10 protein-coding genes are annotated in these 11,404 nt (G+C 47.3%); 3 read left to right on the forward strand and 7 right to left on the reverse strand.

Features of this window, described 5'->3' with window-relative positions; translation table 11 throughout:
- Positions 1–22: 22 nt before the first annotated feature.
- The 3 genes from GK108_RS22435 to GK108_RS22445 all read right to left on the reverse strand — a co-directional run bounded on the left by GK108_RS22435 (position 23) and on the right by GK108_RS22445 (position 3,888).
- The gene (locus tag GK108_RS22435) at positions 23–700 is read right to left on the reverse strand and encodes an ABC transporter ATP-binding protein (RefSeq protein WP_163953339.1); all 678 of its coding nucleotides are present in this window, start codon (positions 698–700) and stop codon (positions 23–25) included.
- Positions 701–787: 87 nt separating this feature from the next.
- On the reverse strand, positions 788–2,035 hold the full coding sequence (locus GK108_RS22440) for an efflux RND transporter periplasmic adaptor subunit (protein ID WP_163953341.1): 1,248 nt from the start codon (positions 2,033–2,035) through the stop codon (positions 788–790).
- A gap of 176 nt (positions 2,036–2,211) precedes the next feature.
- A complete protein-coding gene (locus GK108_RS22445; protein ID WP_163953343.1) occupies positions 2,212–3,888 on the reverse strand; it encodes an ArnT family glycosyltransferase in 1,677 nt (558 codons plus the stop codon).
- 168 nt (positions 3,889–4,056) lie between these two features.
- On the opposite strand from GK108_RS22445, the gene GK108_RS22450 reads away from it, so the two are divergent.
- Complete coding sequence (locus tag GK108_RS22450; RefSeq protein ID WP_163953347.1) at positions 4,057–5,433, forward strand: sigma-54-dependent transcriptional regulator; 1,377 nt, start codon at positions 4,057–4,059, stop codon at positions 5,431–5,433.
- 19 nt (positions 5,434–5,452) lie between these two features.
- On the opposite strand, the gene GK108_RS22455 is transcribed toward GK108_RS22450, so the two are convergent.
- Together GK108_RS22455 and GK108_RS22460 are read right to left on the reverse strand one after the other, a co-directional pair.
- Positions 5,453–5,872 carry a hypothetical protein gene (locus tag GK108_RS22455; protein ID WP_163953349.1) on the reverse strand — a complete coding sequence of 140 codons (420 nt, stop codon included), beginning with the start codon at positions 5,870–5,872 and terminating at the stop codon, positions 5,453–5,455.
- A 247-nt stretch (positions 5,873–6,119) separates the two neighbouring features.
- On the reverse strand, positions 6,120–6,875 hold the full coding sequence (locus GK108_RS22460; RefSeq protein WP_163953351.1) for a lysophospholipid acyltransferase family protein: 756 nt from the start codon (positions 6,873–6,875) through the stop codon (positions 6,120–6,122).
- 170 nt (positions 6,876–7,045) lie between these two features.
- Here GK108_RS22460 and GK108_RS22465 point away from each other — a divergent pair, with 170 nt between their 5' ends.
- Positions 7,046–8,020, forward strand: a complete 975-nt coding sequence (locus GK108_RS22465; RefSeq protein WP_246225082.1) for an acyl-ACP desaturase — start codon at positions 7,046–7,048, stop codon at positions 8,018–8,020.
- Positions 8,021–8,023: 3 nt separating this feature from the next.
- Positions 8,024–9,421, forward strand: a complete 1,398-nt coding sequence (locus GK108_RS22470) for a sensor histidine kinase (protein ID WP_163953353.1) — start codon at positions 8,024–8,026, stop codon at positions 9,419–9,421.
- Positions 9,422–9,442: 21 nt separating this feature from the next.
- Here GK108_RS22470 and GK108_RS22475 read toward each other — a convergent pair whose 3' ends face one another.
- Complete coding sequence (locus tag GK108_RS22475) at positions 9,443–9,745, reverse strand: hypothetical protein (RefSeq protein ID WP_163953355.1); 303 nt, start codon at positions 9,743–9,745, stop codon at positions 9,443–9,445.
- A gap of 276 nt (positions 9,746–10,021) precedes the next feature.
- Positions 10,022–11,404: a RagB/SusD family nutrient uptake outer membrane protein gene (locus tag GK108_RS22480; RefSeq protein WP_163953357.1), complete on the reverse strand. Its 1,383-nt coding sequence runs from the start codon at positions 11,402–11,404 to the stop codon at positions 10,022–10,024.

Genomic DNA, 11,404 nt, shown 5'->3' on the forward strand with positions numbered 1-11,404 from the left:
CGGTGGCCCGGTGCGGTTTAGACTATACGTGGAAGTTCTCGGTTACCACCTTCCCGTCAAACAAGTTGACGATACGATGCGCAAAACCGGCATCGTAAGGGGAGTGAGTTACCATGATGATGGTAGTTCCTTCATCATTCAACTCACCTAATAGCTTCATCACTTCTTCCCCGTTTTTCGAATCGAGGTTACCGGTCGGCTCATCGGCCAGGATCAGTTTGGGTTTCGCAACAACTGCCCGTGCGATGGCAGTACGTTGTTGCTGACCGCCCGATAACTGCTGAGGAAAGTGGTTCCGGCGGTGCATAATGCTCATTCGCTCCAGCGTTTCTTCAACGCGCTTTTTACGCTCGTCTGCTGGTGTTTTCAGGTATAGCAATGGCAGCTCTACGTTTTCATACACTGTCAGCTCGTCGATCAGGTTAAAACTCTGGAACACGAAGCCAATTGAGCCTTTACGAAGCTGAGCCCGTTGCCGCTCGGTCATTCTCGCAACAGCGGTGCCGTAGAAATTGTATTCGCCTTCGCTGGGATTATCCAGCAGGCCAAGAATATTTAACAAGGTTGATTTACCGCAACCGGAAGGACCCATGATAGCGACAAATTCACCATCTCGTACTTCCATGTTGATGCCATTGAGGGCGGTGGTTTCTACTTCTTCGGTCGAGAAGAGTTTCTGAAGGTTAACTGTTTGGATCATGTTTTTTTCTTGACAGGATTAACAAGATTTACAGGATGAAACAGACTAGTAAAAATCATGTTAATCCTGTAAACCCTGTCGAAAAAATTAGAATTCAAGTACTTCGTTATCGCCAAAATTTTCGTAAGAACTCGTAATAACTTGGTCGCCGGGCTCTAGACCACTTAATACCTCATAGTATTCTGGGTTTTTCCGACCTAGCGTTATCTGACGTTTAGCAGCACGCTTACCCGATTTATCAAGCACATACACCCAGTTACCACCCGTATCGGAGAAGAAACCTCCTACAGGCAACAACGTAGCTTTAGCCGCTTTACCAAGTTCTAACTGAATTGGCGATGACTGGCCCCGCTTAATACCTTCAGGAGCTCCTTTTGGGAAAATCATATCCACTTCAAACCGGCCACTCTTTACTTCAGGATAAACCCGGCTAATTTCGAGATCGTAGTTTTTTCCGTTGAACTCAAAACTGCCTTTCAACCCCGAAAATACCCGACTGATATAGTGTTCATCGATACCGACGCGCATTCTGAATCCGTTCAGGTCGTCAATTTGACCAATATTCTGACCACGGTTAATATTAGAACCTACCTCTACGTCGATACTTGACAACTGCCCTGACACCGGCGCTTTCACAACCAGATTGTCGAGTGTCTGCTGCCAAAGAGCCACGTTTTTCTGCGTACGTTGCAGCGTTTGCTCTAATTGTTTGATCTGCATCTTCGCATTTTCTTCCTGATACTTCTGCGTTTCGACCTCAATAACACGCTGGCTGGTCAACCGCTCATAGGCACGCTTCGCTTTCAGGTAGTCTTCTTCCGACACCACTTTATCTTTGTACAGCTTCTCCTGACGCTCGTAGGTATCTTTTGCCTGGGCAATCTGAGCATCTACATCGGTCAGGGTTTTACGCAAGGTAAACCGTTCAATCTGTATACGTTGCCGAGTGTTCTGCAGATCATTCACGAGTCGGTTCGCTTCCGTTTCCGACTGCAGGAAGCTGAGTTTTAAGCTCTGGTTTTCAAGTTTCAGTAATACTTCCCCTTTATTCACCATATTACCGCCCTCAACGAGCTTCTGAGTCACATAACCGCCTTCGATAGCATCCAGGCGAATGGTCTTCAAGGGTTGAACGACCCCCGTAACGACAATGAAATCTTCAAATGGCCCCGTAGTTACGTTAGAGACCGTTATTTTATCTTTTTCAACATTCAGTTTTGACCGACGATCAGCAAAAACAAATGTGTAAGCCAATAAACCTACCAGTAACGCACCTCCGCCAAAGAGAGCCATGCGTTGAGTAGTCCAGAAACGTTTAGGTAAGACGCGATCCATTTTATTAATTTGTTAGCACACTACGAAAAAAGAAACTGAGCCCGTGCTTCGTTTTTATCGAGCCAATAGTCGTGCCAACTAAGAAACAAATTGATTTTCAGACGCCTACGAAAAGAATATAGACTATTGCTGTCCGGTTTCGGACAAATCGCTGTCCGGTTTCAAAATCACTTTCTTCATTTACGTACGTCCACCAATACGTAGGGTTTTAATGTACTCGTGCGAGTCTTATAATTTAGAAAATCGCCCGTTAACTGGCTTATGTGAAAATAGGGAAAAACAGCCACTGGACTCACATCGAAACCCCGACTTTGCAACGAATCAGCGTAGATATTCGTCGTAAATACCTGCACGCTACGTTGCCCAGCCAGCTGCTGCAATACAGAATCGTCACGCACGTACTGAGTTGGACCATCTACGTAAAACTCATAAGACCACGAGCTTTCACCGAATGTGCTGGGACCATACAGTGCCGTTATACGTTTAGCTCGCTGGGGCTGTTCATTCACGTAGCGGGCAGCCGCCAGACCTGCTTCATAGTTCATGAAGGTTGGATAGAGAAACAGGTTCAACATACACGCCAGCAGCAGCATGGCGCCTACCATTCGTCCCACCAACGAAAGCAACGTAGTGTTTCTAAAAAACACAAACGTAGCAACCGCAATGAGCATACTCAAACTGAGGGCAATACCCTGTCGGGCGGGCTGAACCACAACCAGAACACCAACAATCAACACGACCAGCAACACACCAATTACGGTCTGGGCAATAGTCCATCGGCGAAGAGCTGTAGGCTTCAGACGCACTAAAAATTGAGCGGCAATTACCGCGTAAAACGGAAAAACGATATTGAGGTAGTGAGGAAGTTGAAAGCCCGACAATGAAAACATCAGGAACGTAGCAAGTCCTGATCCCAGCGAAATATATTCCGGAACCTCTATTCGCTTTACGATGGAACGCACTACGTTACCCACGCCAATGTAGAGCGGTAAGGACCAGGGTAAAAAAGCCCAAAGCAACGTATGAACGAAGAAAAACTTGTCTCCAGCTCCTTTAATAGGTCCTGTGTTAAAAAAGCGCCCGAACTGACTATCCCAAAAGAAAAAACGAATGCCCGATACGTTGGTATTGTCAAAAACCACTTTTTCGGGATGAAGGTCAAACTGTTTATACAAACAATAGATCTCGGGCATCGTAAAGACAAACGATAGCACTACGGCTACATACCAACGGAGCTTTAGTAATTCTCGCCAGTTGTTTGTCAACATCCAGTGCAGCACCAATCCAGCGCCAATCGGCACCAACACAAACAAGCCCTTCGTCATCAGCGCACATCCCGTCAGGAAAGCGCCGAGTACTATATGATAAAATCGCGCGCCCAGGAACACCCGATAGAAGTGATACACGGGGCCAATGACCAATAGCGTCAGATAAGGCTCCGCCCGTACATCGCTATTGGAAAGAACACCGTGAAAAGCCGTCAATAAAATGAGTGATGCAACCTGCGCAGTAAGCCAGGAATACGATAACCGAACAAAATGATACGTATAGATAACACCACCCAGAAAAAACAGGAGTGCCGGAAATTTATAGGCGAACGTATTGACACCAAAAATAAGATAACTAACCGCCGTTACCCAAAATGGAAAATGCGGTTTATCGAGCCAGTCGCGTCCAACGGCGTACAGATTAACGAAATCGCCTGTTTGCGCCATTGTTTTCGCGATACAGGCATACAGAGCGCCGTCAGGTTCGAGAATAGGCGTGAATAAACCAGTGGCATTTAAGCAGATTCCGGCTATAACGAGCGCATAAAACCAGCGAGTATCAATTGGCGAAGAAACATCAGTCATTGGATGGCAGTCAACATCGCTCAACGATCACATGCCAATAAATAACCATAAATCATGAGCAATGACCGCTTAACGACTTTTAACGGCGAAAGTACATAAGAAAAGCTTAATTCGTGGTTGAATTGGCATCTACGTGCAACAATTCGCTCGACTCTTTATCTTTGGTCTATGCAAGACGCAAAATTACTCCTTGTCGATGATGACCCCGACGTATTGCTGGCTGCCCGGCTCTTACTAAAACGCCATTTTGGTGCGGTGGACATTGAGAAAAACCCTGAAAAGCTGCCTTTTCTTCTGAATAATAATCGGTACGACGCTATCGTGCTGGACATGAATTTCCAGCGCGATGTTAGCAGTGGCCGCGAAGGTTTTGCCTGGCTGGATCGTATTCTGGACATTGACCCAACGGCCCGCGTCATTTTATTTACCGCGTATGGCGACGTAGAAATGGCCGTCCGGGCAATGAAAGCCGGAGCCGTCGATTTTGTGCTGAAACCGTGGCAGAACGACAAATTTCTGGAAACAATCCGGGGCGCAGTTGAAGGGAAAAAAGAAGCGAAAGAGTCAAACGAAGCCACGCCTAAAGAAAAACAGTCGGGTAAAACCAACGGCAAGCAAACGAGCATTATCGGTTCGGCTATGCGCCCTATTCTGGAAACCGTTGAGCAAGTTGCGCCAACCGATGCCAACGTACTGATTCTGGGCGAAAACGGAACTGGCAAGGATCTGATAGCACGGGCCATCCACGAAAATTCGGACCGGCGCGACAAGCCGTTCGTTAGCGTCGACGTTGGTGCACTGACAGAAAGTTTGTTCGAAAGCGAGCTTTTTGGACACGTAAAGGGAGCCTTTACGGATGCTCGTGACGATCGTGCCGGACGATTTGAAGAAGCCAATGGTGGTACCATCTTTCTGGATGAGATTGGAAACCTTAGTGCTTCGCAGCAGGCGCGGCTTCTTACGGTGCTACAGCAACGTCAGGTAACCCGCGTCGGCTCAAACAAAGCACGCTCCATTGATGTCCGCCTGGTATGCGCCACGAACGCTGATCTTAACCAGCGAGTAGCAGAGCGGCAGTTCCGGCAAGACTTACTATACCGGATCAACACGATTGAACTTAATCTTCCTCCGCTGCGCGAGCGCCCAGCCGATATTGGTCCTTTAGCGGAACATTTTCTAAAAAAATATGCCAAGCAATACAATCGGTCTGTATTAGGCGTAAGTCCAGCCTTACTGGCAGAAATGAAGCAATATCGCTGGCCGGGCAATGTTCGTGAACTACAACATGCTGTTGAAAGAGCAGTGATTCTGGCACGTCCGGAGTTAACGCAAAGCAACATGCTCGAACCCGACAATTTTGTTTTCCGTAAAGACTCCTCTGCTACGTCATCGCCAGTCAGTGAAACGATGCAACTGGAAGATATGGAACGTCACCTAATACAACAGGCGATGCAAAAACACAGGGGTAGTATTACGGACGTAGCACGCGAGCTGGGGGTATCAAGACAGGCACTTTATCGCAGACTAGAGAAATTCGGACTATAACAGTCTGTTAGGCAGAAAGTTATTTCAAGCGTTCTAAAAGAATCGTCAGGATGGTCTGCTGTGTCTGTTCAAACTGACCGAATTTCTGATTTACGTCCTGAAATCCTTTTTGCATTTCCTGCCGCAGATCATCTAATTGATTTTGTTGTTGGTCAAACCGTTGGTCAACCTGAGCAAACCGTTGATCAATATCTACTTTTTGCTCAGCAAACCGTCGATCAATATCAGCTTTCTGCTCAGCAAACCGTTGGTCAACCCGCTCAAAGCGTTGGTTGATGTCCGCTTTTTGTTCATCAAACCGCCGGTTAACTTGCTGAAATCGCTGGTCGATGTCAGCTTTTTGCTCAATGAACCGTTGATCAACCTGTTGGAACCGTTGATCTATGTCTGCTTTCTGTTCATCAAACCGTTGATCGACCCGCTCAAAGCGTTGTCGCATTTCAATTGTCAAATCAGCGACACCTTTTGCAGCAAGCTTTGCATTAGAATCGGCGCGAAGAGCTATTTCCAGTATCTGTCCATTGGATTCAATGAGTCGATCCGTTTTCTGAGCAACATCGGCTAGAATAGGTTCTATTTGATCAAGGCCGTCTATCAGGTGTCATACAAGGGTGGCATTTACCGATAAATATACTATTTCCATCCAACAAACGACAAACAAAAACATCCAGATCCGTTTGACAGGCTTATTTGCTTACCACACCTTGTGACTGGCCAAGTTCCTGAGCAATGGCTTCCTGCGCTTGCCGTACAACCTCATCGGGCGTTTGGCCTGCCGGCTCAATAGCGGGCAGTACGTCCCACGACATTCGAGAAAAGGAAGTTAGTGGAAATATACCTTTGGGATTAAAAGGGCCCGTCCCACGAATAGCAACTGGCACTACCAGAGCTTTGGGCGCTCGTTTCAGCAACGTAGCCACACCACCCGTTACAAATGGGCGCATTGTACCTGACGACGATCGGGTTCCTTCCGGAAAAATAACCGCTGACCGGTTCGTTTCCTGAATAAGCTTGCCTAAACGAGCAATTTCAACAATAGCCTGCTTGGGATCTTTCCGATCAATCAGAGCCGCTCCGCTTTTACGGAGATTATACGATACGCCCGGAATACCCTTCGCCAGTTCAATTTTAGACACAAAAATGGGCGTATGTTTACGAAGGAACCAAATCATGGGTGAGATGTCGAACATGCTCTGGTGATTCGCTATGAAAATAATCGGGCGGTCCGTTGGCAGGTTTGTCTGCTGGCGAAAGCGAATGCTGCTCCCCGTCAGGTACCAGCCATACGAGATAAAGGCATTCATCCAGTCGACCACCACTTTATGCGCCTGCTTGCCAAACCCATTAAACGCAACGACTTGAAGAACGTGAAAAACAACCAGCGTTAAGCCGAAAAAGAGTAGATAAACGCAGCTTAATAGATAATCAACTATTTTTTTCATAGAGCCATTTTGGCCAACAAAAAGCCTATAACCTTATTTTAGTCCAAAAATAGCAATCCATTTGCTTTTTTCTTTGGCAGAAAAGGTAGAGTAAATCAAATGTGTCGTTTGTTTTAGCTGTACCTTGCAAGCTTATTGAATTGATTATCCAAATTCTTTGTTGATTACCCATGATTCTCTCAGCCTCTCGTGTAGATGTAATGCGTTTTGTTGGCGGAAAAATAGACGCCTTACTCGGGGACTATCTGAAACCCATTGAAACGAACTGGCAGCCAGCCGACTTTTTGCCAGACTCAGCGCAGGACAACTTTCTGGAGGAGGTTAAACTTCTTCGCGAAAGTGTTCGTGAACTGACCTATGATTATGTGGCTGTACTGGTTGGCGATACCATCACGGAAGAAGCATTGCCAACCTATGAATCATGGCTGATGGATATGGAAGGCGTCGACCAGAGCAACCCCCAGAACTGGACGCGCTGGATACGTAGCTGGACAGCCGAAGAAAACCGACATGGTGACCTTCTTAATAAATTCCTCTATCTATCTGGCCGCGTTAATATGCGGGCTATGGAGGTATCAACCCAATACCTGATTGCCGATGGCTTCGATATTGGTACGGGTCGCGATCCTTACCGAAACTTTGTTTATACCTCGTTTCAGGAACTGGCTACCAACGTATCGCACCGCCGGACGGCTACGTTAGCCAAACAGGCTGGTTGTCCTCAGCTATCTAAGATCTGCGGAGTGATCGCTTCCGATGAAATGCGTCATGCCAAAGCCTACAAAGCATTTGTTAAGCAGATTTTTGAAGTTGACCCTTCCGAAATGATGCTGGCGTTTGAGGATATGATGCGGAAGAAGATCGTTATGCCCGCCCATTTCCTGCGCGAAACGGGTGTTAAAATTGGCCAAACGTTCAGCCATTTTTCTGATGCGGCTCAACGGCTTGGCGTCTATACAACTACCGATTATATCGACATTCTCGATGATTTGCTGGCAGACTGGAACATTGCCTCAATCAGCGACCTCGACGATGCGGCCCAACGTGCCCGTGATTATCTGATGGCCCTGCCCGCCCGGCTACGTCGAATTGCTGAGCGGACCAAAGTGCCAACTCTCGAATATCCATTCAGCTGGATCGCATAACGTATGGATCGTTTCGCCATAGGTATTGGGTGGCGTATTGCGGCATTGGTGGCGTTAACCATTGCCCTGACTTACTTTTATCTGGAGGGCAGTAATGGCATACTGCTCTTCCCGATGATTATTGCCCATCTTTTCATTTCAGTCAATTTATACCGATTTGTCACGAGCCTCAATCGGAAGCTGACGCGCTTTCTGGAATCAGTCCGTTATTCCGACTTTGCGGTAGCGTTCCGGGCCGATAGTAATCTGGGCACTTCGTTCCATGAGCTAAATGATCAATTTAACGAAGTGCTGGATGCTTTCCGGCAGGCCCGTGCGGAAAAAGAAGCCAATCTTCACTACGTTAATACCATCGTTCAGCACGTTAGTGTTGGTTTATTGACGTTTGATGCCGCCGGTCAGGTAGAACTAGTCAATCAGTCGGCACTACGTTTACTGGGTACGTACCGACTGCGTACGTTAAACGATTTAAACGCCACTCACCCCGACCTGGTCGATGCGCTTAAATCGGCCGCCAACTCACCAACGCCTGTTTCGTACCAAACCGGGACGGATGGCGAACTATCCGTACGGTGTACCGCCGTTCGGTTACGTGGACGGCTGGTTACGGTAGCATCTCTGCAAAATATACGTACTGAGTTACAACAGCGTGAACTCGATGCCTGGCAGAATCTGACCAAAGTGCTACGTCATGAAATCATGAACTCCATCACGCCGATTGTGTCGCTGGCTGGCACGATGCGTGATATCGTTGAAACCGATCTGGTTCCTATTGCAGAAGAAAGTATGGCTTTAGAATCGGGCGAAACCAACGAACAAAAATTGATTACGTCGCTGCCGTCTTTCTTTGCCTCATCGGTAACCGACCTGCGGGATGCGCTTATGACTATTGAGCAGCGGGGCGCTGGTGTTATGCGATTTGTGGATGCCTATCGCCATTTCACCACTATTCCGCAACCTATTTTTGCGGACGTATCGATCGATCAGCTACTCCGTCATGTGGTTCAGCTTACCCAGGCGAACAATCAAAAACACGCTGTTGAGATCACCACAAAAACAGGCTCACCTAATCTGGCGGTTCGCGCTGATGCCGACCAGATAGAAATGGTACTCATCAACCTATTGAAAAATGCCGTTGAAAGTCTGGACAATACACCAGATCCTACTATTCATCTGGAGGCTATAACCGATGGGCCACGGGTTATCATCAGCGTATCTGACAACGGGCCAGGCATTGAACCTGAAGCCCTGGAACAGATTTTTATCCCGTTCTACACAACCAAGAAAACAGGTTCTGGTATTGGTCTGAGCCTGTCCCGGCAGATTATGCAGCTTCACGGTGGTCAGCTAACCGCTACGTCTACTCCCGGCGAAGGCAGTACGTTTAATCTGGTTTTCTAGCTGGGCCAAATAAATAGCCTGTTAAAGAATTGGAAAGTTATAGATAAGCGCTTTACTCAGCGCGACTTTCTCCCCTGTCTTACGTTGAGCCATGCATGAAAAGCTTACTTCATACCGGTCCCCAAGCTGAGCCATGCCATAGAAAACGCTGAAAGGGTCAGCACTTCCCTCCCGCCATATGGTAAAGCCGACAATCTTATCGTTATGGATCAGAGAAATTTTTGCGTGACTAATCATCAGATTTGACTTATATTCCTTGTTGATGGTAGCCGATGTAGTATCAAAGGCGAGATCAAAGTCTCTGATTTTAATAGTCTTCTTCACTCCTGATCAATCAGCTAACGGCCTTTGATCAACCAATACCTGCAGGTGACTTATTTCATTAAGATGCAGTAGGTTTTCATTCATTGTGTCCTGAGCAAAACTAGTTATGATCAGTAAGCAAAAACAGGTGATTTGAAGAAAGGAAATGCAGTATTTCATTGGTGAGGGGATTTAGGAAAGCGATCCGAAGAGTTCTTTATACGAATCAAACATAAAATCCCTACCAGCGCAATAAACGATCTGATAGGGATTTTGGGCGCTGGACTAACGCTTCACTTAATACCCGTCATTCTGGGGGAACGAAGTGCGGTTGTTATATACGTCAATTTCTGACTGCGGTATTGGATAAACCGTCCGATAGGCTGGCATTGTGATACCCGTTACTTTAATGGCATCAACGGCTGTACCGGTACGAATCAGATCAAACCAGCGATCGCTTTCAAGCGCCAACTCAAGCCGGCGCTCAGCAATAACAGCCGTCCGAAATGCTTCTTTTGTAGCGAGTTGAGTTGCCGTATACGTAGCAACGCCAGCCCGAGTCCGAATTCGATTCAGCGCTTTGAATGCCTCGCCATCGGCCTGATAGCCCACTTCGTTCAATGCCTCCGCGTAGAGCAGTATTACGTCGGCAAAGCGCAATACGGGAAAATCGTTACCTACATCGTTGGTAGCAGATAACTCATCGTAATATTTTCGGGGCACTACGTTGATACTACTCGGCACCGGCACCTGAACCGTTAGCGGCAGTCGTTTATCACCAGCCGGATAAGCCGCCCGTAACGACGGTTCAATATTATCGCCGATGCTTGTTCCAAACCAGGATCCGTGCCCTTCGCCCAGCGATCCGCCTTTCTTGAACTTCACCGCAAATAATAACTCAGCGTTATTCTTGTTGGTCACGGCAAATACGTCGGCAATATTCGGCAATAGCTGATACGTAGTACCGTTGGCCAGATCGCGTAAAATGGCAACGGCCAGATCATACTTTTTCTCCGTTACGTAAACCTTACCCAGCAAACCCTTCGCAGCTCCCGATGTAGCACGGCCCACATCGTTACCCGTATAGCTTACGGGCAAACCAGCCGCTGCCGCTGTCAGATCTTTTTCGATAGCCGCATAAATGTCAGTTATTTCGTTACGTGTGTAGGAACGGGCTTCGGACGTACTACCGGCCGTAAGCACAAGCGGTACTTTACCCCACAACCGAACCAGATTGAAGTACGATAAAGCCCGGATAAACTGAGCCTCTCCCTTGTAGCGCGCTTTTAACGTAGCATCCATCGTAACCGCGTCGATCTTATCCAGAATCAGATTACAACGGTTAATCCCCGTATATAAGCTCCCCCACGTATCACGCAGCAACGTATTTGTTGTTGGCTCAATAAACCGGTCGATGTTGTAACGTAGCCCCGACCCCGACGAAGGATCGTTATCCAGTACGTTGTCGCCACGGGCTTCGATCAATGTGTTATAATCACCACCATACTGATTGGCGCTTTGCAGCGCGTCATAAGCGCCATTGACAGCATTTCCGAAGTCATTGGCTGTTTTATAGAAGTTATCGACGTTTGGCTGCGATAACGGTTTAAGATCCAGAAACCCTTTCTGGCAGGCCGACAGGCCACTTAGCAAGACAAAAAATAAGGCTATCTTTTTCAT

The sequence above is a fragment of the Spirosoma terrae genome (assembly GCF_010435915.1).
In the GTDB taxonomy this organism is placed as follows: domain Bacteria; phylum Bacteroidota; class Bacteroidia; order Cytophagales; family Spirosomataceae; genus Spirosoma; species Spirosoma terrae.

What these genes read in the sequence shown, in the direction of transcription:
- GK108_RS22450 (WP_163953347.1), top strand. Translation starts at nt 4,057, where the DNA reads ATGCAAGACGCAAAATTACTCCTTGTCGATGATGACCCCGACGTATTG.
- GK108_RS22470 (WP_163953353.1), top strand. Translation starts at nt 8,024, where the DNA reads ATGGATCGTTTCGCCATAGGTATTGGGTGGCGTATTGCGGCATTGGTG.
- GK108_RS22480 (WP_163953357.1), bottom strand. Translation starts at nt 11,404, where the DNA reads ATGAAAAAGATAGCCTTATTTTTTGTCTTGCTAAGTGGCCTGTCGGCC.
- GK108_RS22435 (WP_163953339.1), bottom strand. Translation starts at nt 700, where the DNA reads ATGATCCAAACAGTTAACCTTCAGAAACTCTTCTCGACCGAAGAAGTA.
- GK108_RS22465 (WP_246225082.1), top strand. Translation starts at nt 7,046, where the DNA reads ATGATTCTCTCAGCCTCTCGTGTAGATGTAATGCGTTTTGTTGGCGGA.
- GK108_RS22440 (WP_163953341.1), bottom strand. Translation starts at nt 2,035, where the DNA reads ATGGATCGCGTCTTACCTAAACGTTTCTGGACTACTCAACGCATGGCT.
- GK108_RS22460 (WP_163953351.1), bottom strand. Translation starts at nt 6,875, where the DNA reads ATGAAAAAAATAGTTGATTATCTATTAAGCTGCGTTTATCTACTCTTT.
- GK108_RS22455 (WP_163953349.1), bottom strand. Translation starts at nt 5,872, where the DNA reads ATGCGACAACGCTTTGAGCGGGTCGATCAACGGTTTGATGAACAGAAA.
- GK108_RS22445 (WP_163953343.1), bottom strand. Translation starts at nt 3,888, where the DNA reads ATGACTGATGTTTCTTCGCCAATTGATACTCGCTGGTTTTATGCGCTC.